Genomic DNA, 25,168 nt, shown 5'->3' with positions numbered 1-25,168 from the left:
TATGGATACTATTTTGTTAAAATAGCATTATATTTTTTTTGATTCTTTAGTAAGTTTACTGCTTTATTTATGGTTTCATCATTTTGAAGTTGATGTTTAAACATCCCTTCTTTGTAGGCATATCGCTTTACAATTTCGTTTTGTATATTTTTAGATAAAACATCTTCATTCAATGCTATTTTACTAACTTTTTCTTTTTTTAATTTTTGAAGAATGGTATTGTATTCTGATGAAATAGTAGCATTGTTTTTTACAGCAAGGTATGCGGTTTTAAATAATTTTTCTTCTTTAGTTATAAAAACAGTGTCTTTGTTTAATAAGTAGTTTTTAAAATTTTTGAAATCAGTAGTTTTAAAAAGATAGTTTTCAGTAGTTAAATTTTGATTTTTATTCGTAAAATCAGTTACAAAATTAAAGATTGCTCTTGATTTGAGCAATTTTTTAGTTTCGGTAGTTTTTTTAGAAAAATTCATTTTTATATCTGGTGTTACCCCGCCACCGTCATAAACTGTTCGTCCGTTTTGTGTTGTAAATAAACTTACCGCTCCGTCAGAAAACTTTGGAACTTTACCTGTTTTTGTATCACGATTAGAATAATCTAATTCCTGAATACAACGGCCACTAGGCGTATAATATTTAGAAATAGTTGCTTTCATTTGGGTTCCGTAATTCAGCTCAAAATATCGCTGTACCAAACCTTTACCAAAAGAACGTTCGCCCATAATTACGGCACGATCGTAGTCTTGTAAAGCTCCAGAAACAATTTCAGAAGCCGATGCAGAACGCCCATTTATTAAAATAACGATAGGAATTTCAGTGTCTAATGGCTCTCTATTGGTGTTATAAGTTCTGCTATTTTTTTTAATCTTACCACGAGTATCAACTACTTTTAATCCTTTAGGGATAAATAAATTAGTAATATTTACGGCATCAAATAACGAACCACCAGGGTTACTACGTAAATCGAACACTAACTTTTTCATTCCCTTTTCTTTCAATTCACTAAAAGCTTTAGAAACCTGTTGTGTTGCCTTCTGATTGGTAAATTGAGTTAAAATAATATACCCAGTTTCGGCATCAATCATATCGTAAAAAGGCACTGGATTTACAATAACTTTATCTAGCTTTAAGCTGATGTTTTTTGCGATGTTGTTTCTAAGAATAATTAAAGAAAGCTCTTTATTTGGAGTTCCTTTTATCATTTGAGAATATTGACTTTTCTCTAATTCAATTAATTTTTGCCCATTTACAGTGGTAATAATATCCCCAGTTTTTAAACCTGCTTTATCCGCAGAAAAACCTTTATAAACTTCCGCAATAACAATTCCTTTTTTTGTGTAAAAAGTAGTAATTCCGATGCCGCCATATTCTCCTTCACGACGAATACGAGCATCTTCAACATCTTGTTCGTTGTAAAAATTGGTATAAGGATCTAAGTTTTTAAGCGTGTTTTTAATTGCTTTATCGGTTAAATCACCAGGGTTAATTTCATTAATATAATTAATGTTTAACTCTTTAAATAAGTTATTGTAAATTTCTATTTGTTTCGCTATTTCAAAAAAACGAGATTGAAATGAGAATAACAATGAGATAATAACTAGAGCGCTAAAAAAAAGTACTTTTCTATTTTTCATCCTTGGTAGTTTCTGCTACAAAAAGTGTTAATAATTTCTGCATTTTACGCTCTATATCAGCATACGTCCATTCATCTTTTGCAATATAAGAAATCATAAATACATACGGTTGATTTACAGCGTCATAAACCGTGTGTTTTTCTTTTCTGTAGGTTTCTCGCAATAAGCGTTTTATGCGATTTCTATCAACAGCGCTTTTAAAATTCCTTTTTGGAACAGAAACCCCAACCTGAACAGGAAATTTTGAAGTATGTTCAGTTTGTACATATACCATTCGAAGCGGAAAAACCTTTATAGATTTCCCTTCTTCATATAGTTTTTCTATTAGCTTTTTGCTCTTTAATCGTTCTTGTTGTCCTAGCGTAAATCTCATCTATTACAAACATACATAAATCGCTACTAAAAACCTTTTTTTTGAGTATTTTTGAATCAATACTTTTAAATAGAACCACTGTAATTAATTTACAAATCATCAACATATACAACGTTAGTAATTAACTTTAAAGTAAACTTATGAAAGCCGATTTATTTCAAGCACCTGATTATTATCAAACTGATGATTTGTTAACTGATGAACACAAACTTGTTAGAGATACAGCCCGTGAATGGGTAAAGAAAAATTTATCTCCAATTATTGAAGATGCTGCGCAAGAAGCAAAATTTCCAACACAATTAGTTAATGGTTTAGCTGAGGTTGGTGCTTTTGGTTCGTATATTCCTACTGAATATGGAGGCGCAGGATTAGATCAAATTTCCTACGGATTAATTATGCAGGAATTAGAACGTGGTGATAGCGGAATTAGATCTACCGCTTCGGTACAATCTTCGTTAGTAATGGGCCCAATTTATAATTACGGAAATGAAGCACAACGAAAAAAATATTTACCAAAATTAGCATCAGGCGAATGGATGGGAAGCTTTGGGTTAACAGAACCTAACCATGGAAGTAATCCGTCAGGCATGGAAACCAAGTTTAAAGACATGGGAGATCATTATTTGTTAAACGGAGCTAAAATGTGGATTTCTAACGCGCCAATTTGTGATGTTGCAGTGGTTTGGGCAAAAAATGAAGAAGGACGTATTCATGGTTTACTTGTTGAAAGAGGTATGGAAGGTTTTTCTACACCCGAAACACATAATAAATGGTCGTTAAGGGCATCAATAACTGGTGAGCTTATTTTTGATAATGTTAAAATTCCTAAAGAAAACATATTACCAAATAAATCTGGATTAGGAGCACCTTTGTTGTGTTTAGATGCCGCTCGTTACGGTATTGCTTGGGGTGCTATTGGTGCTGCAATGGATTGTTATGATACTGCTTTGCGTTATGCAAAAGAGCGTACACAGTTTGGTAAACCTATAGGTCAGTTTCAATTACAACAAAAAAAATTAGCCGAAATGATTACTGAAATCACCAAAGCACAATTATTAACATGGAGGTTAGGTGTGTTAAAAAATGAAGGACGCGCAACATCTGCTCAAATATCTATGGCAAAACGTAATAATGTAGATATGGCTATAAAAATAGCAAGAGAGGCAAGGCAAATTTTAGGAGCTATGGGAATATCAGGAGAATATTCTATTATGAGACATGCTATGAATTTAGAAAGCGTAATTACCTATGAAGGAACACATGATGTTCATTTATTAATTACCGGTTTAGATATTACTGGTTTAAATGCATTTAAATAAGAAGAAATGTTCTGAATACTATCCCCCAGTATATAAACAGCACCATTTCTTCTTAAATTAACTACTTTTAAATAAGAAGAAGTACTCTAGACGTTAAACCACCAACATATAAACAGAGCACTTCTCCTAAAATCAACTATTAAAAAAATATTTAATACAATTTGCTATTCTTTTTTCTTGCCAGTACTTATAAGAAGTAAAAGTGTAACAACTAGCCCTATACAAACCAACCCAAATATTGCAATCATAATGGTGCCGTTTGTCCAAGAAACTAGAGGGGTATTAACTAATTGTATCATGTTGTATCTAAATTAACACTACAAAAATATACAGATATATTTGTTTAAAACATGATTTTTATCAGGTTTTAGAAAGTAGTATTATTTTCTATCAATAACCAGTTGAGATAATGCTTTTGGGTAACCACGTTGAATGGCTAATTTACTAGCTAGTTTGTTAATTTCGTTTTTTGAAATACGATCTAATAATAAATTTTGAGGTAAGCTTTTTGGAATTAAAGGGATAATTTTTTCTTCCTGGATTTTATGAATTATTTTATTTGCAACGGTTAAGGCAGATGAGGCTTTAATAATTTCACATCGTGCATAATATTTATGAGGAAAACTAACTTCACCAACTCTTAAATTTGGATCATCACCATGAATCTGTTGGGCTCCGTAAAGTGGAGGTCCTCCAACGGTAGCAGATTTAAATGTAGGTAAAAACTGAGTAACAAGTTTAATAGCGTTTTCAGTTCTTGTTTTTATTTCTTCTTTTTTCCAACCATGATGTATTTTTTGATTAATAGCATCGTTAAATTTAGGCTGCGGTTCATTATTTTTAGAGTGTATCAATCCATTTTTGAATAAGGTAACATCCGCTGTCATTCCATGAATTTGATAATAATCTTCACAATAAGGGGTCAGTTGTACCATTCCGTTTGGTGTACCACGTTCACCGTGAAAAATAAGTTCAGGAATTAAACCTGAAATAGGTTTCCATTTAGAAACATAGGCAGCTTTAAATTCAATTAAACGAGCTGCATTTAAGTCTAAATGAGTATCAATTTCTCCTGTTTTAAATCCACATGAATTTATCAAATAGTTAACTTTATACAATGAATCACTAGTCTGTACTTCCCAGTTGTAATCTACATTTTTATTCCGAACATCTTTAATATTCGTAACATTAGTATTAGTTTTTAGAGTACATTTCTCGGTTTTATTTAAAGCTAATTGAGCTTGGGCTCCTAACCTAAAAAGATTCCACCCATATTCTTGAACTATGTATACCGGTGTTTTTAATTTTTTATAATCAATTAATTTAATAGTATTCGACATCCATTCATCAGCTGATTTTGGATGTTTAACAGTTGGTTGTTTTGCTAAAGCATTTAAATCGTCTTTAGTATATGCTTTATAATAATCTTCTGGAGCGCCGAGAACTTTATTAAAAGGATCTTCGGTTATTAATTTTTTGTAATACTCGACCAGCATTTCAAGACGACTATTAATTTTACTTACTTCGTATTTTTCTGATGTAGGAATGCTAATAAAAGTAGGCCTTTCGTCAATAGATTGTGGGAATAATCTTGCCATACCTATCGCTTCTTTCATAAGTATTTTACATTGCTCATCAGAAATGTCGGGATATAAATTACCGCCAGCATGTAAATGACAAAAAGGAGGGCCATTTACAAGACTTTTTTCTTGTTCAAATAAAATAGTGTCAACGTTGTGTTTAGCTAATTCTAACGCTACAACAACACCAGAAATTCCACCACCAATAATACCTACATTATAAATTTTATCCATGTTAAAACAATTCTTGTAACTCAGCAAAGTTATCAATCACTATGGTAGGGTTATAATCTGAAATATTTTCGTTGTAATTATATCCGTAACTCACACCGATACTTTCCATATTAGCATTTTGTGCTGCAAGAATATCATTTTTAGAATCACCAATCATGATGCTTTTTTTAATAGTAATATTCATTTCTTTAGCTAAGTGAAAAAGCGGAATAGCATTGGGTTTTTTCTTTGAAAGAGAATCTTCTCCAATCCAACATTTAAAAAAATGCTTAATTGATAACTTATCTAAAATGGGTTCAATAAAACCAAAAGGTTTATTAGTACAAATCACCATTTTATATCCTTTTTTATGTAGATAATTTAATGTTTCTAAAACATCAGGATACATATATGTTTCATCACAAGTAACTTCTTTATAAGCAGAGAAATAAATTTCGAATGCCTCATTTAAAAGCGTTGTAGAGACTTCTTTATTTTTTATTGAATATTCTAGCGCTCTTTTTACCAAAGGCTTTGCGCCATTACCAATAAAGGGAGTAACTTGTTTTATTGTTAAAGGTGATAAATTATAATGTGATAACATTTTATTTATAGCCAACGTTAAATCAGGAATACTATTAATAAGCGTTCCATCAAAGTCGAATATGATAAGTTCTTTATTTTTAAAATCCACAATGCTTAATTTGAAGCAAAGATGCGGAAGTTTTACTAAAAGAGTAAATATTTATAATGATGTTGGAAAATAATATATTCTACTAAATAGTTTTTAGAGTTTGGTTAAGAACTAAAAAAAGTGAATTTTAGATTAAATATAGTTATTGTTTGCTTTTATAGTTATATCAACGTATCCTAATGTTTTCGGTTTATTCTTAACTATTTCTAACTTATTCATGAATTATCTACTAATTTTAGGAAAGTACACATTTTTAAATTTTGTCAACTTTAATGATATGTTGAGGTTCAATTCGTTATATCAGGAGTTCTCGAAATTGTTAGAAATCTGCTTAATATTTAAATTAAATTTAATCTTTAAACTTGGTGTTTAACCCATCAATACTAATTTTATTTTTATCTTCCCAGTATTGTTCAATTCCGGTATCTCCTTTTTCTTCTGCCCAATCTAATAATTCATTTCGTTCTTCTTTGTATTCATAAAAAGGAATAGACATTCCGCATGAATTTTGTGTGCTTTCAACAGTTACATCAAATATTTGACGAGTTCCTGATAATTTTGGAAATTGAGTAATTAAATCATCCCATTCAGCATCATTTGGTAAAACTTCTTTTGCCATGCCATATAAACGTAAAATATTAGGTGCTCCTTCGAAAGCACAAAACATAATAGTAATTCGATTGTCGTCTAATAAATGTGCTGAGGTTTCATTACCACTACCAGTAACACTTAACCAAGCTACGCGATTTTCGTTTAAAACACGAAAAGAATCCATTCCTTTAGGAGATAAATTTATACGTCCGTTTTTAGGAGAGGTCGCTACAAAAAACACTTTTTGTGCTGCTATAAATTGTTGAACTCTCGAAGTAATTTTATTGTTGAATTTTGCCATTTATTCTCTTAATATTATTTAAAAAACTAGCTTTAAATTTTTGACCTAAAGGTATCTTTTTTGTGTTAATAACAGCCAAATTACCTTCAATATAATCAAGCTTATTTCTGTTTATTATAAATGATTTGTGAACCTGTATAAAAATTGATTTTGGAAGTAGGTTATTCATATCTTTTAAAGATTTATATGTTATTAGAAAACTGTTATTTAAGTGAACTTTAATATAGTCTCCTAAACCTTCAATATAATAAATATCATTAATTTTTAATTGATGTAATTTCTTTTCAGATTTTATGATAATATGATCAATTTCAGTATCATTCGAAGATTTTATTTTTGTAACTGCTTTCACAAAACGTTCAAAAGAAAAAGGTTTTAATAAATAATCGATGGCTTCAACTTCAAAACCTTCTAAAGCGTATTCAGAATAAGCGGTTGTGAAAATTACTTTTGGCGGATTTTTTAATGATTTATAAAAAGAAATACCAGAAAGTTGAGGCATATTTATATCTAAAAAAAGCAAATCAACAGTGTTGTTTTTTAAGAAATCTAATGCCTCTAAAGCATTATTACAAACTTGTAAAACATCTAAATAATCAATTTTATCAACAAACGATTTTAGTACGTTTTGTGAAGAAGGCTCATCATCAATAATTATACATTTTATATTCATTCTTATAAATTGATTGTTAATTTTGTAGTAAATATTTCCTCTTTTTTCTCTATTGAAAACCAGTGTTTTTCTGGGTAAATAAGTATTAAGTTTTTTTGAATGTTCTCTAATCCAATTCCATTATCAGTGGTAAGATTATTTGTGGTGATTTCTTTAAAATTATTGATAATAGTAAAATGAAGTTTTTTATTTTCAACAATTAATTTAATATCAATAAAAGGGTTTTTAATGCCTGATTTTAATCCGTGTTTAAAACTGTTTTCTAATAAAGGCAACAATAACATTGGGTAAATCTCAAAATTATTTTCAATTTTAAAATCAAAACTAATTTTAGAATCTTTTACGTGTCTGTTTTTTTCGAATTCAATATAATTTTGAATCAAAGTAATTTCTTTTTCAATAGGAATTTTATCAGTTTCAACATCGTAAATAACATATCTTAAAATACCTGATAATTGTAAAATTGCGTTTGTTATATCCTCTTTTTTATCAATAGCAAGAGAATATAAAACGTTTAAAGAATTGAATAAAAAATGTGGATTTATCTGCCCTTTTAAATAATATAATTGCTGTTCTATTTCTTGTTTTTGAGCTTTTAAAACATTGTTTTCTATTTGATTTAAATACACCCAATCTTCTCCTAATTTTATTAAGGAAGTTAACATCAAAAAGATGAAAAATATAAAATATATTTCTATTGTATTATGGTAGGATATAAAATAATAATCAGAAAAGAAAGTATTAACAATCAGTTCAAAAAACCAAGGATTTAATTCTGAAAAGACTACTATATTTAGTATGAAAAAGATAATAAAAACAAGATTTTTCTCTTTTTTTAAATATTTAGGAATTAGTAAATACAAGGTGAATGAAACAGGTATAATTAATGTAATTATAAAGCAAGTAGTGTATATATAATCAATTTTTGAAGGAGATGAACTTCCAGAAAAAAGAAACAATAAAATAATAAATGAACAAACCCATAATATGGTATTAAAGATTACCTTATTATGAGAATTTGTTCTTGTTAAGATGAATTTATTCTGTAGCATCTGTTTTACTTAATGTAAATTTCGTTGAAGTATTCCATTTTTCAGAATCATTGGAAGCCATGTATTTTTTTACGAATTTTTGCAATTCTTTAGAGGAAGCTGTTAATAAATATTTTTCATTTAACATGCCAGTTGTTTCGTGTTTAATCTTAATTTTTTTCTCTTCAAAAAGTGTTTTAATTTTATCTTCATCTAGCCATTTTATATCAATAGTTCCATTTGTCTTTACATCATATTTTACTAAACTATGTGTATATACAAAGTGACTTTCAAGTAAGTTATCAATGCCTTCTTGATTTTCTAATGGGAAAAAATCTAAAAACATTTGATCGTTAATCTTAAAAGGAGTTGCAATAAAAACAACTTCCTTATCATTATAAGTTCTTAGAATGGCATAACTATTTTTATATTTTGAATATAGTAGTTTATCTTCTTTAGATAAATTAACTGGTGAAACTTTTACTTTAATATTAAGACTTCCTTTATTATAAGTCGTATCTATATTTGTTTTATTATCATTAAATAATACATTTGTAAATCTTAATACTTTCCAGGTTCCTTTCCTTGAATCTTCCCATTCACCAATAAATTTTTTATCAAAAGAAATGGTGTCTTTTGTGTAAAACGGATTTAAAGATTTAACAACACAAGAACTTAATAAAAGTATACTTGCAATAACTAATACGGTGTTTTTAATTTTCATGATCATCAAATTTAGAATTATTTGAAGCAAAAAAATAAAAAAGACTAATGAAAAGTAAGTTTTTTAGACCAACACTGTTTTTTTCTCGGTGAAGCTGGTATTAATCTTCCCAATCTTTAGTACGTTCAACAGCTTTTTGCCATTTAGCGTATAATTTTTCTCTTTTTTCTGAAGGAAAAGCAGGAGTAAAGGTGTTGTTAATTTTTCGTCTATTTAAAATATCCTCTTGTTTCCATAGTCCCACACAAATACCCGCCAAATAAGCAGCGCCCATAATGGTGGTTTCAATAATTTCAGGTCGTTCAACTTTTGTGTTTAAAATATCTGCCTGAAATTGCATTAAGTAGTCATTAGCACAAGCTCCACCATCAACCTTTAAGGAAGTTAATTTAACTTCACTGTCTTTTTGCATTACCTCTAAAATATCTTTAGTTTGGTAGGCAAGTGAGTCTAAAGTAGCTTTTATTAAATGATTTTTACCCGTATCTCTAGTTAATCCGAAGATAGCACCACGTGCATACATGTCCCAATATGGGGCACCTAAACCAGCAAAAGCAGGAACAACATATACAGGATTTTCTCCTTTAACCTGTTTAGCTAAAGCTTCACTTTCATCAGCATTGCTAATAATTTGTAATCCGTCACGTAACCATTGTATTGCCGATCCTGCAACAAATACACTTCCTTCAAGTGCATAATATATCTTATTATCAATTCCCCAGGCAATAGTAGTTAGCAATCCGTTTTTAGAGTATTCAAGGTTTTCACCGGTATTCATTAACATAAAACAGCCGGTACCGTAGGTGTTTTTAGCTTCACCTTTAGTAAAACATGCTTGCCCGAAAAGTGCAGCTTGTTGATCACCAGCAATTCCTGCAATCGGAATTTTATATTCATCTAATTCATAATTTCCAAAATGATGTGAAGAGGGTTTTACTTCAGGTAACATTGCAATAGGAATATTGAGTTCTTTTAATAATTTTTCATCCCAACATAAATTTTTAATATCATACAGCATGGTACGAGAAGCGTTACTATAATCCGTGGCATGAACTTTACCGTTGGTTAAATTCCAAAGTAACCAAGTATCAATAGTTCCGAATAATAAATTTCCTTTATCGGCTTCTAATTTAGCATCTTTAACGTTATTTAAAATCCAATTTATTTTAGTGGCAGAAAAATAACTATCTATTACTAAGCCAGTAGTTTTACGTACGTAGTTTTCTAATCCTCTTGCTTTTAATTTTTCACAAATACTAGCAGTTCGTTTGTCTTGCCAAACAATAGCATTGTATATGGGTTTACCTGTTTTTTTATTCCAAACAACGGTGGTTTCTCTTTGATTGGTAATACCAATTCCAACAATTTCAGCAGGTGAAATATTAGCTTTTTGAATTGCTAGTTTTAATGTAGAAATTTGCGTATTTAAAATCTCTTCAGCATTATGCTCCACCCAGCCAGGATGCGGGAATAATTGTTCAAATTCCTGTTGATTCATTGCAATAATTTCTCCCAATTCGTTAATAATTACCGAACGAGAGCTTGTAGTACCTTGATCTAACGCAACAATGTATTTTGCCATTTAAATTGTAATGAATAATTAAAAAAGCAATTTACAATTTAAAATTAGGCAAATAAAAAACCTTCTTGATAATTTTATCAAGAAGGTTTTATCCCTTTGTTAGTTACTACTCGTATTTTAACAGTTAGTCAATACTTTTACTTTAATAAAAGTTGATGAAAATCTGTTTAATAAGTTTATAGTTTTTTTAGTAAAAAAATCCCCAAATTTTTACTGTTCAAAAAATTCCCCTTAAATTTTTCTTCAAAAGAACGCTGCAAATATATAATAGCTATTCGGTTTAAAAAACTGTGTTTTTCCGCAGTATTATATATTTAGATGTGAGTTGTAATTATTTTTCTTACTTATAAAGTGATTTTATTAAATAAATCCCAAAGTACAACGCCGCAACTAACAGAGATATTTAAAGAATGTTTGGTGCCTAATTGCGGAATTTCAATACAAAAATCGGCAGCAGAAACTACTTCTTGTTGTACGCCTTTTACTTCATTTCCCATTACAACGGCATATTTTTGATTAGCTTCGGGAGTAAATTTATTTAGTTTCGTACTATTCTCAGCTTGCTCAATGGCTAATACTTTAACGTTATCTTGTTTTAATTTTTCAACTAACTCAATTGTACTCTCAACATGTTCCCATGCAACGGACTCGGTAGCTCCTAAAGCTGTTTTATGAATCTCTTTGTTTGGCGGAGTAGCTGTGATTCCGCAGAGATATATTTTTTCAATCAAAAAAGCATCCGAAGTTCTAAAAACCGATCCCACATTATTTAAACTACGGATATTATCTAACACGACAATGATGGGTGTTTTTTCGGTTTGTTTAAACTCATCAACCGTAATTCTACCTAACTCACTATTTTTTAGTTTTCTCATAAATAATGTTAACTTTAAAATCGAATATTTATCTTCGCAAAACTAATTGAAAAAATCTAAAAAGTTGGCAAAAACAAAGGCAAAAAAGGTAACTCCGCTAATGCAACAATACAACGGAATTAAAGTTAAATATCCGGATGCAATGTTACTGTTTAGAGTGGGAGATTTCTACGAAACCTTTGGTGAAGATGCAGTAAAAGCATCTAAAATTTTAGGGATTATTTTAACAAAAAGAGGTGCCGGTAGCGAAAGTGAAACTGCTTTAGCTGGTTTTCCGCATCATTCGTTAAATACCTATTTGCCTAAATTAGTAAAATCGGGATTACGTGTTGCTATTTGCGATCAGTTAGAGGATCCTAAAATGACAAAAACGATTGTAAAGCGTGGTGTTACCGAATTGGTTACTCCAGGTGTTGCTTTAAATGATGAGGTATTGCAATCGAAATCGAATAATTTTTTAGCCGCAGTACATTTTGGAAAGAAAATAGTAGGTGTTTCTTTTTTAGATGTTTCTACAGGAGAGTTTTTAATTGCGCAAGGAAACGAAGAGTATATCGATAAACTTTTGCAAAACTTTACGCCGAGTGAAGTGTTGGTTGAGAAAAAAAATAAACAACGATTTTTAGAATTGTTCACCAATCGTTTTCATACTTTTTATTTAGAAGACTGGGTTTTTCAAAAGGAATATGGAAATGATTTATTAAGTAATCATTTTAAAGTTAAAAATTTAAAAGGATTTGGAGTTGAAGAATTAGAGCAAGGTATTGTAGCTGGTGGTGCAGCTATGTATTATTTATCAGAAACACAGCATAATAAAATAGAGCATATTCAATCGATAAGCAGAATTGCTGAAGATAATTATGTGTGGATGGATCGTTTTACCGTTAAAAACTTAGAGTTATACGGCGGAAATGATGTAAATGCTGTTTCGTTATTAAACGTTATTGATAAAACAATTTCTCCTATGGGAGGAAGGTTGTTAAAGCGTTGGTTGGCATTACCGTTAAAAGATTTAGAGCAGATTAAAAAACGCCATGAATTGGTAAAGTTTTTAATAGATAACGATGCTTTTTTCGAAACTGTTGCGTATCAATTAAATCAGGTTTCAGATATAGAAAGGTTGATTTCGAAAGTAGCCACAGGTAAGGTTTCTCCTAGAGAGGTTATCTTATTAAAAAACTCGTTAAAAGCTATTCTACCAATAAAAACATCCGCAGAAAAAGCGAATAACAAAACAGTACAAGAAATAGGAAAGCAATTACACGATTGTAAACTATTAATTGATAAAATTACTGCTTCAGTTTTAGAAGAAGCTCCGGTGAATATTAATAAAGGAAATGCTATTGCAAGCGGAGTTTCTACAGAGTTAGATGAACTGAGAAGTATCTCTAATTCAGGTAAAGAGTATTTAGATAAAATGTTGGCTCGTGAAATAGAACGCACGGGTATTACGAGTTTAAAAATCGCCTTTAATAACGTTTTTGGCTATTATATTGAGGTTCGGAATAGGTTTAAAGATCAGGTTCCTGAAGAGTGGATTCGTAAGCAAACTTTGGTAAATGCCGAGCGTTATATTACCGAAGAGTTAAAGGAATACGAAACAAAAATATTAGGAGCCGAAGAGAAAATTCAGCAATTAGAAGCAGATATTTTTGCGAAACTAGTTCAGTTTATTATTGGCTTTGTAAAGCCAGTACAGCAAAATGCTCAAAATATTGCAAAGATAGATGTGTTATTGTCGTTTGCTCAATTGGCAATAGATAACAACTATGTTCGTCCGATGATGGATGACAGTACAGATATAGAAATTAAAAATGGGCGTCACCCAGTAATAGAAAAACAATTGCCAATTGGCGAAGAGTATATTGCAAATGATGTGGTTTTAAATCGTAACCAGCAACAAATAATCATGATTACAGGTCCCAATATGTCGGGTAAATCGGCTATATTACGTCAAACAGCTTTAATTGTTTTGTTGGCTCAAATGGGAAGTTATATTCCGGCTCAGAATGCCCGAATTGGTATTGTTGATAAGATTTTTACCAGAGTAGGAGCGAGTGATAATATTTCGATGGGAGAATCTACTTTTATGGTTGAAATGAACGAAACCGCATCAATCTTAAATAATATATCAGAACGTAGTTTGGTATTGTTAGATGAAATTGGTAGAGGAACTTCTACTTACGACGGAATTTCAATTGCTTGGGCTATTGCCGAATATTTACACGAGCATCCATCAAAAGGAAAAACGCTATTCGCTACGCATTATCACGAATTAAATGAAATGACAACGACGTTTAAGCGAATTAAAAACTTTAATGTATCAGTAAAAGAATTAAAAGATAGTATTATTTTCTTGCGTAAATTGGTTGCTGGTGGTAGCAATCATAGTTTTGGTATTCATGTAGCTAAGCTTGCTGGAATGCCGAATTTGGTAATTAGTAGAGCGCAAAAAATTCTTAAAAAATTAGAAGAAAATAACGCTCATAAAGAAGTAAAAGAGGTTTTAAAAGATAGCCAACACGAAGATATGCAAATGAGCTTTTTTCAATTAGACGATCCTTTGTTAGAAGATATTCGTGACGAAATTTTAGCGACAAATATTGATACGCTTACGCCAATTGAAGCTTTAATGAAGTTGAATGAAATTAAGCGAATGTTGGTAAAAAAGTAAAACTGTTTAGAAAGATCAATTTTCGTCAACCTGAATTTATTTCAGGTTCTCATACAAATTGGTTATCGGTATGATTTGATTCTGAAACAAGTTCAGAATAACGGCTTAAAACCTCTCTAAACAGTTTGTTAATATTATAATTTTCCTCTTAAAACAAGTAAAGGAATACTACAATGAAATTCTTTTTTTAGAATTGTATTACTTTCCCAAAGTTTTTGAAAAAACCCTCTCTTTCTTCTAAACACACACAATAAATCAGGATTGTGGGCTTGAAAATGTTCTAACACTCCTTGAAAAGTAGTAGCGTTTTCTGTAACCGTTAAATTGTTTTGAGTGCTTTTTAATGCGGCATCTAAAACTAAATCTTCTTCGGTATAGTTAGGTGTTTTTACCAACAATAAATTAGATGAAGCAACAAAAGTATCTAAAATTTTACGCAAAGGATCTAGCACGTTTTTTTTATTCATAACTCCCGATTTAAAAGCGGTTAACACAGATTTTATAGGAATAAATTTATAACCTTCAGGGACAACCAACATAGGAATATCGGTTTGTTTTAAAATACTACCAGAAGTACTTCCTAAAAACATTTCGTCTTTAATAGAATTACTTTTAGGGCCCATAATAATTAAATCGATATTTAATTCTCTGTTTATAGAGGTAATACTTTCTAACACATTTCCTTTAGCAGAAATCATTTTTATAGTTACATTTTTTCTGTCAACAGCATTAATCATCGCTCGTAAATATAAATTTGTTTCTCGCTGCATCGTATCATCAGCATTTACAAAAGCTCCTGCTTTTGATAATACTTTATAGGCGCGCATTACAAATATTTTTGCATTCACAGCTTCGGCAAAATCTATTGCATATTGTAAGGTATTTATTGAGTTGTCTGTTGAACCAATAGGAACTAATATATGTTTCATAAAATGTTTTTGTGGCTTTATAATTTTGATACGGCAAGTAATATACAAAGATAATTAATACTAAAAATAGGTTATTTTAACAGATTTACTTCTTAGTGTACAAGAATAACTGTTCTTTTGTTGTTAATAAGAGAATATGAGTTACGATATCAGTTTTAAAAAAGTTAACAAACTCGCTTTTCCGGCTTTAATAGCGGGAGTTGCAGAGCCTTTATTGTCTACGACAGATTTAGCAATTGTAGGAAATATTGATTATAATGCAACAGAAAGTATTGCTGCAATCGGAATTGTAGGTGCTTTTTTATCGATGCTTATTTGGGTTTTCGGGCAAGCTCGTAGCGGAATTTCGTCTATCATTTCACAATATGTTGGCGCTAATAAATTAGACGAGGTTAAAAATTTACCAGCACAAGCAATTTTAATAATATTGATAACGAGCTTGATTATTTTAGGAATCAGTTATCCGTTTACGAAAGAAATATTTCAGTTTTACAATGCTTCAGGTACTATTTTAGAATATGCGATAGATTACTATAAAATACGTGTTTTTGGTTTTCCGTTTACGCTATTTGTAATTGCTATTTTCGGTACTTTTAGAGGGCTGCAAAACACTTATTATCCAATGCTAATCGCTATTATTGGTACTATTGTAAATATAGCATTTGATGTTGTTTTAGTATACGGTGTAGAGGGTTATATACCTGCAATGAATATTGCAGGAGCTGCTTATGCAAGTGTAATAGCACAAATTGTAATGGCACTTATTTCGGGGTGTTTATTAGTAACAAAAACCGATATTTCATTAAAATTCAAGCTTCCCTTTAATAAAGAAATTCCGAGGTTTATAAATATGATTTTAAATCTATTTGTTCGTACAATCGCTTTAAATACGGCGTTGTATTTTGCAACATCTTATGCAACCTCATACGGAAAAGAATATATAGCTGCTTATACAATCGGACTTAATTTATGGTTGATGGGTGCCTTTATGATTGATGGATATTCATCCGCAGGAAATATATTGTCTGGAAAATTATTAGGAGCAAAAGATTATACCAATTTAGTTAAATTAGGCAATAAACTAATTATTTATGGTTTTGCATTTGGTAGCATTTTAGCACTTGTCGGATTTGGGTTTTATAATTTTATTGGAAATATTTTTACACAAGAACAAGAAGTGTTAACGGAGTTTTATAATACTTTTTGGATTATTTTAGTAATGCAACCAATTTGTTCGATAGCATTTATTTATGACGGAATGTTTAAAGGAATGGGAGAAATGAAATATTTAAGAAATGTATTATTACTTTCAACAGGACTAGTTTTTATTCCGACTTTATTATTTTTTGATTCGATAGATTATAAATTGCATGCTATTTGGATTGCTTTTTTTGCTTGGATAATTGCTCGTGGAATTCCTTTAATTTTTAAATTTAGAAATACGTTTTTATCACGCTCACAAAAAGTGTAATTTTGAGGATAAAATAATCTCAAAATGACAACAACAAGAGAAAACGGAAGTTTATACACGCATATTGATAATAAAATAGCAACTATTGTATTCGGGCATCCGGCAAGTAATTCGTTTCCTAGTGAGTTATTAGCGCGTTTAGCGAATGAATTTGATAAATTGTCGAGTAACGATGAAGTATCAGTAATCGTTTTAAAATCTGAAGGAGATCGCGCTTTTTGTGCAGGTGCTTCGTTTGATGAACTTGTTGCAATTGATAATTTGGAAGATGGAAAACAATTCTTTTCGGGCTTTGCAAACGTGTTAAATGCAATGCGTCGTTGTTCTAAATTAATTGTAGGTCGGGTGCAAGGAAAAACAGTTGGTGGCGGAGTTGGTTTAGCAGCAGCTTGTGATTACGTATTGGCAACTGAGCATGCTTCTATTAAGTTATCTGAATTTACAATAGGTATTGGCCCGTTTGTAATTGCGCCTGCTGTAGAGCGTAAAATTAGTGTAAGTGGTTTAGCTGAATTAACTTTAGATGCTTCTAATTGGAAAAATGCTTATTGGGCAAAAGAGAAAGGTTTATACGCGCGTGTTTTTGATTCTATTACCGATTTAGATAAAGAGTTAACTCTTTTTACTGAAAAATTGGCTTCTTATAATCCAGAAGCCTTATCAGAAATGAAAAGCGCATTGTGGAAAGGAACTGAGTATTGGCAAGAATTATTGATAGAAAGAGCCGAAACGTCAGGTAAGTTGGTATTATCTGATTTCACTAAAAAAGCATTGGCAAAGTTCAAAAAATAAAAATTATTTTTAAATAAACAGATGGAAGAAACAGAAAGTTATAAAATAGGATATGAATTAGGTGGATGGATTTATCATAACCCGATAGTATCAATAGCTATAGGAGTTGTTATTTCTATAGGTTTCGTTTGGATATTAACAAAAATTGTAAAACAAATTCGTACTTTTGGCGAATAAAAAACGTAAATTATGGGAGGAGATTATTTATTTGCCATTTTAGCAGCAGGGGTAGCAATTGTATATTTTTACAACAAATACAGAGGTAATAAAAAATACAAAAGATAGTGAGTAATATTAGAATCACAAAGCAATTTAGTTTCGAAACAGGCCATGCTTTATATGGTTATGATGGTAAATGCAAAAATGTTCACGGTCATAGTTATAAGCTTTCTGTAACCGTAATGGGGCAACCTATTACTGATAACACGAATGTGAAATACGGAATGGTAATTGATTTTACAGATTTAAAGAAAATTGTAAAAGAAGAGATTGTTGATGTTTTTGATCATGCTACCGTGTTTAATAAAAACACACCTCATATTGAGTTGGCTAAAGAATTAAAAGATAGAGGTCATCATGTTATTTTGGTAGATTATCAACCAACAAGTGAAATGATGGTAATTGATTTTGCTTCAAAAATTAAAAATAGACTTCCAAAAAATATTAAACTTCACGCTATAAAACTACAAGAAACTGATACAAGTTTTGCAGAGTGGTTTGCAAGTGATAATTAAGAATTGAAAAGAATAAACATAAAAGGCTCAACGTTAATTAACGTTGAGCCTTTTATGTTTATAAGAAAAATTATTTACCGTTAAATTCATTCATCGTATTTGCCATTCCGGCTGTAATAAAAGAAGCAATAGCGTTAACAGAAGTTGGTATGCGTTCAATCATTTCGCTTTCTTCATCTTTGTTCCATTCGCCTAATACATAATCTACTTGGCGGCCTCTGCCATAATCGGCACCAACACCAAAACGAAAACGAGGATAAGCACCTGTATTAAACTTATCTTGAATATCTTTTAATCCGTTATGTCCGCCAGAACTACCTTTTGGTTTTATGCGTAGTTTTCCAAAATCGATATTTAAATCATCGGTAATTACCAATAAGTTTTCAACCTGAATATTTTCTTGTTGCATCCAATACATTACCGCTTTTCCACTTAAATTCATATAAGTACTCGGTTTTAAAACGATTACTGTTTTTCCTTTGATTTTTAATTTGGCAATATCACCTAGTTTTTCAGTTTCAAAACTAGCATCGTGTTCTTTTACAAAGGCATCTACTATTTTAAAACCTATATTATGACGTGTATTGTCATATTTATCACCAATATTACCTAAACCTACAATTAAAAATTTTTTCATCGAATGTTGCGCTGTATCTGTTGAATGTTTTAAACTATTTTTTAAAAAAGGTATCAAAACCTATATTTCAAAAATAAAAAAAAGCGTTACACAAAGGTAACGCTTTTATAAAAATGTAGTATAATTTCTTATGCTTCTGCAGTAGCTTCAGCGTCGTCTCCTTCTGCTGCTGCTTTCGCTGCGTTACGAGACATACGTACTTGAGCAACTACTGTGTTATCTGGGTGTAATAAAGAATATTTATCATTTCTTAATTCAGTAACATATAATTTATTACCAATTTCTAATCTAGTAATATTAGCTTCAATAAAGTCAGGTAAGTTAGCTGGTAAAGCCTTTACTCTTAACTTACGTAAGTTGTGACGTAAAGCCCCTCCTAACATAATACCTTTAGCAGTACCTACTAAATGTACAGGAATTTCCATAGTTACCTCTTTGTCTTCAAAGATTTGGTAGAAATCTACGTGTAAAATTCTGTCTGTAACTGGGTGAAATTGGATATCTTGTAAAACAGCACTGTATTTTGTACCATTTATTTCAATCGTAGCAGTAAATACATCTGGAGTAAATACTAAAGGCTTAAATGATTTTTCTTCTGCTGAGAAGTGTACCGCCTCTTTTCCTCCGTATAATACGCAAGGAACCTGTCCAGCATTACGTAAGGCTTTAGTTGCTTTTTTACCTACGCTTTCTCTTTGTGATCCGTTGATTGTAATTGATTTCATTACTTCTTTGTTTGTTAAATTTATTTACATTAAAAATTGTCCACTAATCGATGTATTGTCTTGAACTTTATGCATCACATCAGCGAATAAAGTGGCGCAAGTTACCACTTTTATTTTAGATACACTCTTTTTTAAAGGAATTGTATCAGAAACAATTAGCTCCGTTAATTTCGAATTCTGAATTCTATCATAAGCATCGCCCGAAAGTATTGGGTGTGTACAAATTGCACGCACACTTAAAGCTCCTCTTTCTATCATTAAATCGGCAGCTTTAGTAAGTGTTCCTCCCGTATCGATCATGTCATCAACAAGAATTACATTTTTACCTTTTACATCACCAATTAATTCCATGTGAGAAATTATATTAGCTTTTTCACGTTGCTTGTAACAAATTACTACATCGCTTTCTAAATATTTAGAATATGCATATGCTCTTTTAGATCCTCCCATATCTGGAGAAGCAATAGTAAGATTATCTAATTTTAAACTCTTAACATATGGTAAAAATATGGTAGAAGCGAATAAATGATCTACTGGTTTTTCAAAAAAACCTTGAATTTGATCCGCATGTAAATCCATGGTCATAATTCTTGTAGCTCCTGCTGATTCTAGTAATTTTGCTACTAATTTTGCACCAATAGCTACACGAGGTTTGTCTTTTCTGTCTTGACGAGCCCATCCAAAATATGGCATTACAGCAGTAATATGTCTTGCAGAAGCACGTTTAGCAGCATCACACATTAATAACATTTCCATTAAATTATCGGCTGAAGGAAAAGTAGAACCAATTAGAAACACTCTTCGTCCTCTTATAGATTCTTCAAATGCAGGCTGAAATTCACCGTCACTAAAATGTGTTGTTTTTACATTACCAAGTGCTGCTCCGTATTCTTTAGCAATTTGCGCTGCTAGTTCGGTGCTTTGAGAACAAGCAAAAATTTTTGGGCTTATTTGATCTGTAGCCATTTACAAAATTGTATTTATAGTTAGTGTTGTTGTTACTGCAAAAGTAAAACTATTTTGAGAGTTTAAAAGTTATTTTTAAACGAATTAATTAAAATATTTTTATAGATTTGCAGACTACTTAATGCTCGAGTGGCGGAATTGGTAGACGCGCTGGATTCAAAATCCAGTTTTTTCGGAAGTGCGGGTTCGATTCCCGCCTCGAGTACAAATACAAACCTCAACTATTTATAGTTGAGGTTTTTTAATGGTTGATAATTTGAACAAAAAAAAGCGAGAAGAAATTCTCGCTTTTTTTTAACCTTCTACAGTTTTTGTGTTTCCAAAACCAATAGCATCCAAAACGTTATCATATTTTGGAGAAAAAAAGAAATCCTCAAGTATTGTTTTAATATCTCTTTTCTCTGAAGTATTTTTTTGCACTTCTAGGGGGGCTGGTGCATTTTGTAGAACATTGTTTTTATAAGCTTCTTGATAAGAATTTATAAAATCAACAAATGTGTTCTCAAAATTATAATTAGTTACCTCAATGGCATTATAGCTCATTGTTTAACTCTTGTTTATATTTGTTTAAAAGCGTTCTAGTAAGCGCTAAATTTGCTTTTTTAGAGTCAACAGCTAAGTAGACGAAATAATCACCACTTGGAGAAATATTAATGATATGTATTTGAGTCTCTAAGTTAAAGTGAATATCGGTTAAATTCTCATCTAATCCTAAGGCTTTCATTGCTTTACGTTTAGCATTGATGATTTCTACATTGTAAGCACATGCTAAAGCAGGATCAAAACCGTCTAAAGCAGAGTCTGAAATAAGTGATTCTCCTGAGGCCATTTCAGCAACGCTAATTCCGATGTATCCTGAGATGTTTTCTTTTACGTTACTTACTAATTTGTCTAAAATTTCTTGCATTTTGTTAGTGGTTTATAGTTAGTGGTTAAATTCTTTTTTTAAAATAAGTTCTAATAAACTTACATTTATACTTTTGTCTGATAAAAAACATAATATATATTCCTTATGTTTAATAATAAGTATGTTTTCGTTATTAGACTTTAAAATAATTTCTTTCAACTCCGTATTAAAATAATTACTGAAAAAATGATTGCTCATATTAAAAATAGTGGCTTTAAACACTGTTATTTTATCTTGCAAATCACCCAGTTCATTTTTTTTAGGGTAAAAATCAATAGTTTCTCCGTTGTCTTTTAAAAGGAAAATTGCTTTTGATTTTGTTTCTTTTAATAGTTTTTCTAGCTCCAATTTTATTTCTCTGTTTTTGAGATTAACCAAAGTTAATGCATAGGTAATAGTTCGATATAGTAGAATAGTATTAAATTATTGTACTATAGTATTTTTCAATAGTGTGAGCTAAAATAAAAATTAATTTACCAAACTTACTGTAATTAAGTAGTTTAACATTGTTCTGTTTTGAGAGAACCTAAAAAACTAATTTTAACCTAAAAATGATTAACATATGATTATATATTCTTTTTTTAATAGTTTTAATTAAGATGTAATAAAAATAAAAAAATCGCTACAAGATTTTTTACTCATTAATATTGTTGATTAGTGGAGGGAAAACAGAAAGGTTTTTTAATGATTAAATTATTTATAGCTCTGGTAAAATTAATAATGGAATTTTACTGTGAAAAGCAGATTTTTTAACCACGTTTTCTTCTAAAAGGCGATTTAAAAAATTGTGCTTATGATTTATTAAAACTAATAATTCGCTTTCTGTTTTTTCTATATAGTTTTCTAAAGTATTAGTTTCAGAGTCGTCCCAATCTATTTTTTTATATTCTACGCCTAAGTCTTTAAAAATTTCTCTTAACTGTATTTTGTGCGCTTTCTGTTTACTATTTAAAGTGTATTCTTCAGAAAGATTTATAACTTCAATTGGGCAATCTTTTAAAATACTCAATTGAAGCAACGATTTCAATTCTTTATTATTAAAAGGCCTTTTATAATTTGTTGAAAATACTATTTGATGTAACAGTTTGTATTTATAGTTTGTTGGCACAATTAATATCGGACAATTATTAATAGTGTTAATAATTTTCATGGTATTTGTGCCAATAAAAGTTTCTTTTAAACTTCTAGCTCCTTTTGTGCCAGAAATTATTAAATCTATTTTTTTATCAGAAACAGCTTCTTTAATTGCTTTTATTAACGAGGTTGAGTTAATTATAAATTGATATTCGAAATTTTCCGTTTCTTTATTAAGAATGTCAATTAGGTACTTTGATTCTTCTTCAATCTCATTGTCCATTTCATTAAACCATTCTTCACTTTTTTCAGAACTTAATAAATGCGGCTTTTCAGCGATATAAACATCTAATAAATAAATACAAACATCTAGGCCTTTAAAAAGTTTTTTAGTATAGTTTAAAGCATTAATAGCTTCTTCAGAAAAATCATATGGAATTAATATATTATTCATAATAAGTTGATTACAATTGATTTATCAAATATAATTTTTTCAAAATAAAATCAATTATAAAAATAATAAAAACATAATTTTGCAATTAAAACAATAATGAGTAATTTTTTATTGAATAAATACAATTTACTATTAATATTATTAATTGTGCTTTCTGTTTTAGTTGTTTTTACTAAAAAAATAACCAAAAGCTATGTAATTAAAAATGCTATAGAGCCACATAGAAGAAAAATTATACTTAACCTTTTTTACTTAATTTATTATGTGTTTTCCTTTTTTTTAGTTCTTATAATTTTAGGAATAGAATTTAAGCAAATAGGTGTTTTAGCATCTTCTATTTTAGCAGTATTAGGTGTTGGTTTTTTTGCACAATGGTCTATCTTGTCTAACTTAACAGCAAGTGTAATTTTGTTTTTTTACCATCCAATGCGTATAGGAGATACTATAAAAATTATAGATAAAGAATATGATTTAACAGGTGAAGTTAAAAACATTACGGGTTTTTATGTATTATTATATATTCCAGAGGGAAATAGAAAAATAACAATACCAAATACAGTAATACTTTATAAAAGTATTGAGTTGATACAAAATCAAAAATAATTTGTATTTTCAAAAGAAGTCTACTATTAGTAAATAGCTAAAATAGTATATTTATATAACAGAAAGATTATCAAAAAAAGCTTAAAAATATGGCATCTATTTTCCATTTATCGCTTCCTTGTATAAATATCAAGGAAACTAAAAAATTTTATACAGAAGATTTAGGTTTAAATTGTGGTAGGGAAACCAGCGATTGGTTAGACATAAATTTATTTAACAACCAGTTGACATATGTTTTAGTAGAGAAATTTAATTTCGATTATCCTAATTATACCTTTGAAAAAGATGTGCTACCTTCTTTTCATTTCGGAATTGTTTTAGATGCTGAAGAATGGGAAAAAATGCATGACAGAATTAATCATTGGTCATCAGAAACAATTATAACAAAAATATTTTTAAAAGATAAAAACGGCGAACACGTTTCTTTTTTCGTGAAAGACCCTAATGGTTACACAATAGAATTTAAGACTTTTATAGAAGAAGATGAAATGTTTATGATGTAAAAGAGCAAGTGTTATTTAATTTATCTAAAATGAAAAAATCTAAATTTAAGAAAAAAATAGGGCTTCCTCCTGGCACAATCACTTATACAGGAGATAAAGAAAGTACTCAGTTATTTATCAATGCCTTTGATTATACAAAAGATTCTTTAGAGGAAAAGAAAATAAATAAAATTGAAAGCTGCTTTGGCTATAAAGAAACTGAGACAACTACTTGGATAAATATAAACGGACTTAATAATGTAGATGCTATTCAAAAAATAGGAAATCACTATAAGTTGCATCCTTTAATATTAGAAGATATTGTAAACATTAATCAAAGACCAAAAATAGATGAATATGACGATTATATTTTTGTGGTTTTTAAGATGTTGTATTATGATGCAAACCAACATTTAAAAGTAGAACACATTAGCATTATACTTGGAGATAAATATGTACTCTCTTTTCAGGAATCTGAAGAAGATGTTTTTGATGGTATTAGAGAGCGGATTAGAGCATCAAAAGGAATTATAAGAAGTAATGGCTCTGATTATTTATTATATGCTTTAATGGATGCTGTGGTAGATAATTATTTTTTAATTATAGAAACCATGGGCGAGAAAGTTGAAAAATTAGAAGAACTTTTGTTTACAAATCCCAATAACGATACTGTTAAAGAAATACAGGCGTTAAAAAGAGAAGCTTTAAAAATAAGACGTTCGATTTTTCCCTTAAGAGAGATCGTTAGTAAACTTGAAAAAGCCGAAAGTAAACTAGTAAAATCTAAAACGCTAAATTATTTTAGAGACTTATATGACCACACAATTCAGGTTATTGAAACCATAGAAATATATAGAGATATGTTGTGGGGGTTGATGGATATGTATATGACAAGTGTTAGTAATAGAATGAACGAGGTAATGAAAGTATTAACTGTAATTTCTACCATATTTATACCCTTAACTTTTATTGCAGGTATTTACGGGATGAATTTTGATAATATTCCTGAATTACACTATGCAAATGGATATTATATTTTGTGGGGTTTTATGATTTTTCTTTTCTTCGGATTGTTGTATTTCTTTAAAAGAAAAAAATGGTTTTAATATTACTTCTATCATATTATATAC

27 protein-coding genes and 1 tRNA gene are annotated in these 25,168 nt (G+C 29.9%); 10 read left to right on the top strand and 18 right to left on the bottom strand.

Annotation, left to right across the window (positions count from 1 at the left end):
• Positions 1-8: 8 nt before the first annotated feature.
• Together N2251_RS04750 and rnpA are read right to left on the bottom strand one after the other, a co-directional pair.
• Entirely contained in the window at positions 9-1,634 is a 1,626-nt protein-coding gene (locus N2251_RS04750) for a S41 family peptidase (protein ID WP_260585568.1), read from the bottom strand.
• Positions 1,624-2,007, bottom strand: coding sequence for a ribonuclease P protein component (gene rnpA, locus N2251_RS04745; RefSeq protein ID WP_260585567.1), 384 nt, complete (start codon positions 2,005-2,007; stop codon positions 1,624-1,626). The genes N2251_RS04750 and rnpA overlap by 11 nt, the downstream gene beginning before the upstream one ends.
• A gap of 140 nt (positions 2,008-2,147) precedes the next feature.
• On the opposite strand from rnpA, the gene N2251_RS04740 reads away from it, so the two are divergent.
• Positions 2,148-3,326, top strand: coding sequence for an acyl-CoA dehydrogenase family protein (locus N2251_RS04740; RefSeq protein WP_260585566.1), 1,179 nt, complete (start codon positions 2,148-2,150; stop codon positions 3,324-3,326).
• 380 nt (positions 3,327-3,706) lie between these two features.
• Here N2251_RS04740 and N2251_RS04735 read toward each other — a convergent pair whose 3' ends face one another.
• From N2251_RS04735 to N2251_RS04700, 8 genes are all read right to left on the bottom strand, one after another.
• Complete coding sequence (locus N2251_RS04735) at positions 3,707-5,140, bottom strand: NAD(P)-binding protein (RefSeq protein ID WP_260585565.1); 1,434 nt, start codon at positions 5,138-5,140, stop codon at positions 3,707-3,709.
• A gap of 1 nt (position 5,141) precedes the next feature.
• Positions 5,142-5,813, bottom strand: coding sequence for a phosphoglycolate phosphatase (locus N2251_RS04730; protein ID WP_260585564.1), 672 nt, complete (start codon positions 5,811-5,813; stop codon positions 5,142-5,144).
• Between the two features lie 349 nt (positions 5,814-6,162).
• Positions 6,163-6,705, bottom strand: a complete 543-nt coding sequence (locus N2251_RS04725; RefSeq protein WP_260585563.1) for a pyridoxamine 5'-phosphate oxidase family protein — start codon at positions 6,703-6,705, stop codon at positions 6,163-6,165.
• The gene (locus tag N2251_RS04720) at positions 6,686-7,378 is read right to left on the bottom strand and encodes a LytR/AlgR family response regulator transcription factor (protein WP_260585562.1); all 693 of its coding nucleotides are present in this window, start codon (positions 7,376-7,378) and stop codon (positions 6,686-6,688) included. The genes N2251_RS04725 and N2251_RS04720 overlap by 20 nt, the downstream gene beginning before the upstream one ends.
• A gap of 2 nt (positions 7,379-7,380) precedes the next feature.
• Positions 7,381-8,430, bottom strand: a complete 1,050-nt coding sequence (locus N2251_RS04715; protein ID WP_260585561.1) for a sensor histidine kinase — start codon at positions 8,428-8,430, stop codon at positions 7,381-7,383.
• Complete coding sequence (locus tag N2251_RS04710) at positions 8,417-9,133, bottom strand: hypothetical protein (RefSeq protein ID WP_260585560.1); 717 nt, start codon at positions 9,131-9,133, stop codon at positions 8,417-8,419. Before N2251_RS04710 ends, N2251_RS04715 begins: the two co-directional genes overlap by 14 nt.
• A 100-nt stretch (positions 9,134-9,233) precedes the next feature.
• Positions 9,234-10,715, bottom strand: a complete 1,482-nt coding sequence (gene glpK / locus N2251_RS04705) for a glycerol kinase GlpK (RefSeq protein WP_260585559.1) — start codon at positions 10,713-10,715, stop codon at positions 9,234-9,236.
• A 344-nt stretch (positions 10,716-11,059) separates the two neighbouring features.
• Positions 11,060-11,590, bottom strand: a complete 531-nt coding sequence (locus tag N2251_RS04700) for an RNA methyltransferase (protein ID WP_260585558.1) — start codon at positions 11,588-11,590, stop codon at positions 11,060-11,062.
• Between the two features lie 64 nt (positions 11,591-11,654).
• On the opposite strand from N2251_RS04700, the gene mutS reads away from it, so the two are divergent.
• The gene (gene mutS / locus N2251_RS04695; RefSeq protein ID WP_260585557.1) at positions 11,655-14,264 is read left to right on the top strand and encodes a DNA mismatch repair protein MutS; all 2,610 of its coding nucleotides are present in this window, start codon (positions 11,655-11,657) and stop codon (positions 14,262-14,264) included.
• Between the two features lie 134 nt (positions 14,265-14,398).
• On the opposite strand, the gene N2251_RS04690 is transcribed toward mutS, so the two are convergent.
• Positions 14,399-15,193 carry a universal stress protein gene (locus N2251_RS04690; protein WP_260585556.1) on the bottom strand — a complete coding sequence of 265 codons (795 nt, stop codon included), beginning with the start codon at positions 15,191-15,193 and terminating at the stop codon, positions 14,399-14,401.
• A 136-nt stretch (positions 15,194-15,329) separates the two neighbouring features.
• On the opposite strand from N2251_RS04690, the gene N2251_RS04685 reads away from it, so the two are divergent.
• The 4 genes from N2251_RS04685 (at position 15,330) to N2251_RS04670 (ending at position 18,190) form a co-directional block, all read left to right on the top strand.
• Positions 15,330-16,664, top strand: coding sequence for an MATE family efflux transporter (locus N2251_RS04685; RefSeq protein ID WP_260585555.1), 1,335 nt, complete (start codon positions 15,330-15,332; stop codon positions 16,662-16,664).
• A 24-nt stretch (positions 16,665-16,688) separates the two neighbouring features.
• Entirely contained in the window at positions 16,689-17,456 is a 768-nt protein-coding gene (locus N2251_RS04680) for an enoyl-CoA hydratase/isomerase family protein (RefSeq protein ID WP_260585554.1), read from the top strand.
• A 21-nt stretch (positions 17,457-17,477) separates the two neighbouring features.
• Positions 17,478-17,633 (top strand): hypothetical protein, encoded by a 156-nt coding sequence (locus tag N2251_RS04675; protein WP_260585553.1) that lies wholly within the window; start codon positions 17,478-17,480, stop codon positions 17,631-17,633.
• Positions 17,634-17,740: 107 nt separating this feature from the next.
• On the top strand, positions 17,741-18,190 hold the full coding sequence (locus tag N2251_RS04670; RefSeq protein WP_260585552.1) for a 6-pyruvoyl trahydropterin synthase family protein: 450 nt from the start codon (positions 17,741-17,743) through the stop codon (positions 18,188-18,190).
• Between the two features lie 70 nt (positions 18,191-18,260).
• Here the strand turns inward: N2251_RS04670 and pth are convergent, their stop codons facing one another.
• From pth to N2251_RS04655, 3 genes are all read right to left on the bottom strand, one after another.
• A complete protein-coding gene (pth, locus tag N2251_RS04665; RefSeq protein WP_260585551.1) occupies positions 18,261-18,827 on the bottom strand; it encodes an aminoacyl-tRNA hydrolase in 567 nt (188 codons plus the stop codon).
• 128 nt (positions 18,828-18,955) lie between these two features.
• Positions 18,956-19,552, bottom strand: a complete 597-nt coding sequence (locus N2251_RS04660; RefSeq protein WP_260585550.1) for a 50S ribosomal protein L25/general stress protein Ctc — start codon at positions 19,550-19,552, stop codon at positions 18,956-18,958.
• A 24-nt stretch (positions 19,553-19,576) separates the two neighbouring features.
• On the bottom strand, positions 19,577-20,518 hold the full coding sequence (locus N2251_RS04655; RefSeq protein WP_260585549.1) for a ribose-phosphate pyrophosphokinase: 942 nt from the start codon (positions 20,516-20,518) through the stop codon (positions 19,577-19,579).
• A 123-nt stretch (positions 20,519-20,641) separates the two neighbouring features.
• Between N2251_RS04655 and N2251_RS04650 the strand changes: the two genes are divergently transcribed.
• Positions 20,642-20,723, top strand: a tRNA-Leu gene (locus N2251_RS04650).
• Positions 20,724-20,812: 89 nt separating this feature from the next.
• Here the strand turns inward: N2251_RS04650 and N2251_RS04645 are convergent.
• The 4 genes from N2251_RS04645 to N2251_RS04630 form a co-directional block, all read right to left on the bottom strand.
• A complete protein-coding gene (locus N2251_RS04645; protein WP_260585548.1) occupies positions 20,813-21,061 on the bottom strand; it encodes a hypothetical protein in 249 nt (82 codons plus the stop codon).
• Complete coding sequence (locus tag N2251_RS04640) at positions 21,051-21,425, bottom strand: hypothetical protein (RefSeq protein WP_260585546.1); 375 nt, start codon at positions 21,423-21,425, stop codon at positions 21,051-21,053. Before N2251_RS04640 ends, N2251_RS04645 begins: the two co-directional genes overlap by 11 nt.
• 18 nt (positions 21,426-21,443) lie before the next feature.
• Entirely contained in the window at positions 21,444-21,773 is a 330-nt protein-coding gene (locus tag N2251_RS04635) for a hypothetical protein (RefSeq protein ID WP_260585545.1), read from the bottom strand.
• Positions 21,774-22,122: 349 nt separating this feature from the next.
• On the bottom strand, positions 22,123-22,953 hold the full coding sequence (locus N2251_RS04630) for a universal stress protein (RefSeq protein ID WP_260585544.1): 831 nt from the start codon (positions 22,951-22,953) through the stop codon (positions 22,123-22,125).
• A gap of 96 nt (positions 22,954-23,049) precedes the next feature.
• Here N2251_RS04630 and N2251_RS04625 point away from each other — a divergent pair, with 96 nt between their 5' ends.
• The 3 genes from N2251_RS04625 to corA all read left to right on the top strand — a co-directional run bounded on the left by N2251_RS04625 (position 23,050) and on the right by corA (position 25,144).
• Positions 23,050-23,556, top strand: a complete 507-nt coding sequence (locus tag N2251_RS04625) for a mechanosensitive ion channel domain-containing protein (RefSeq protein WP_260585543.1) — start codon at positions 23,050-23,052, stop codon at positions 23,554-23,556.
• Between the two features lie 89 nt (positions 23,557-23,645).
• Positions 23,646-24,059 (top strand): VOC family protein, encoded by a 414-nt coding sequence (locus N2251_RS04620; RefSeq protein ID WP_260585542.1) that lies wholly within the window; start codon positions 23,646-23,648, stop codon positions 24,057-24,059.
• A gap of 29 nt (positions 24,060-24,088) precedes the next feature.
• Positions 24,089-25,144, top strand: coding sequence for a magnesium/cobalt transporter CorA (corA, locus tag N2251_RS04615; RefSeq protein ID WP_260585541.1), 1,056 nt, complete (start codon positions 24,089-24,091; stop codon positions 25,142-25,144).
• Positions 25,145-25,168 lie beyond the last annotated feature (24 nt).

Origin of the sequence: Tenacibaculum haliotis, from assembly GCF_025215075.1 — a bacterium.
GTDB classification, from domain to species: Bacteria; Bacteroidota; Bacteroidia; order Flavobacteriales; family Flavobacteriaceae; genus Polaribacter; species Polaribacter haliotis_B.
The sequence above is the reverse complement of the archived record's forward strand: the minus strand, read 5'-3'. Positions and strand labels throughout refer to the sequence as shown.

Excerpts from the sequence above, each read along its gene's own strand:
- N2251_RS04750 (WP_260585568.1), bottom strand. The coding sequence starts at position 1,634 with ATGAAAAATAGAAAAGTACTTTTTTTTAGCGCTCTAGTTATTATCTCA.
- rnpA (WP_260585567.1), bottom strand. The coding sequence starts at position 2,007 with ATGAGATTTACGCTAGGACAACAAGAACGATTAAAGAGCAAAAAGCTA.
- N2251_RS04740 (WP_260585566.1), top strand. The coding sequence starts at position 2,148 with ATGAAAGCCGATTTATTTCAAGCACCTGATTATTATCAAACTGATGAT.
- N2251_RS04735 (WP_260585565.1), bottom strand. The coding sequence starts at position 5,140 with ATGGATAAAATTTATAATGTAGGTATTATTGGTGGTGGAATTTCTGGT.
- N2251_RS04725 (WP_260585563.1), bottom strand. The coding sequence starts at position 6,705 with ATGGCAAAATTCAACAATAAAATTACTTCGAGAGTTCAACAATTTATA.
- N2251_RS04720 (WP_260585562.1), bottom strand. The coding sequence starts at position 7,378 with ATGAATATAAAATGTATAATTATTGATGATGAGCCTTCTTCACAAAAC.
- N2251_RS04715 (WP_260585561.1), bottom strand. The coding sequence starts at position 8,430 with ATGCTACAGAATAAATTCATCTTAACAAGAACAAATTCTCATAATAAG.
- N2251_RS04710 (WP_260585560.1), bottom strand. The coding sequence starts at position 9,133 with ATGAAAATTAAAAACACCGTATTAGTTATTGCAAGTATACTTTTATTA.
- glpK (WP_260585559.1), bottom strand. The coding sequence starts at position 10,715 with ATGGCAAAATACATTGTTGCGTTAGATCAAGGTACTACAAGCTCTCGT.
- N2251_RS04700 (WP_260585558.1), bottom strand. The coding sequence starts at position 11,590 with ATGAGAAAACTAAAAAATAGTGAGTTAGGTAGAATTACGGTTGATGAG.
- N2251_RS04690 (WP_260585556.1), bottom strand. The coding sequence starts at position 15,193 with ATGAAACATATATTAGTTCCTATTGGTTCAACAGACAACTCAATAAAT.
- N2251_RS04685 (WP_260585555.1), top strand. The coding sequence starts at position 15,330 with ATGAGTTACGATATCAGTTTTAAAAAAGTTAACAAACTCGCTTTTCCG.
- N2251_RS04680 (WP_260585554.1), top strand. The coding sequence starts at position 16,689 with ATGACAACAACAAGAGAAAACGGAAGTTTATACACGCATATTGATAAT.
- N2251_RS04675 (WP_260585553.1), top strand. The coding sequence starts at position 17,478 with ATGGAAGAAACAGAAAGTTATAAAATAGGATATGAATTAGGTGGATGG.
- pth (WP_260585551.1), bottom strand. The coding sequence starts at position 18,827 with ATGAAAAAATTTTTAATTGTAGGTTTAGGTAATATTGGTGATAAATAT.
- N2251_RS04660 (WP_260585550.1), bottom strand. The coding sequence starts at position 19,552 with ATGAAATCAATTACAATCAACGGATCACAAAGAGAAAGCGTAGGTAAA.
- N2251_RS04655 (WP_260585549.1), bottom strand. The coding sequence starts at position 20,518 with ATGGCTACAGATCAAATAAGCCCAAAAATTTTTGCTTGTTCTCAAAGC.
- N2251_RS04645 (WP_260585548.1), bottom strand. The coding sequence starts at position 21,061 with ATGAGCTATAATGCCATTGAGGTAACTAATTATAATTTTGAGAACACA.
- N2251_RS04640 (WP_260585546.1), bottom strand. The coding sequence starts at position 21,425 with ATGCAAGAAATTTTAGACAAATTAGTAAGTAACGTAAAAGAAAACATC.
- N2251_RS04630 (WP_260585544.1), bottom strand. The coding sequence starts at position 22,953 with ATGAATAATATATTAATTCCATATGATTTTTCTGAAGAAGCTATTAAT.
- N2251_RS04625 (WP_260585543.1), top strand. The coding sequence starts at position 23,050 with ATGAGTAATTTTTTATTGAATAAATACAATTTACTATTAATATTATTA.
- N2251_RS04620 (WP_260585542.1), top strand. The coding sequence starts at position 23,646 with ATGGCATCTATTTTCCATTTATCGCTTCCTTGTATAAATATCAAGGAA.
- corA (WP_260585541.1), top strand. The coding sequence starts at position 24,089 with ATGAAAAAATCTAAATTTAAGAAAAAAATAGGGCTTCCTCCTGGCACA.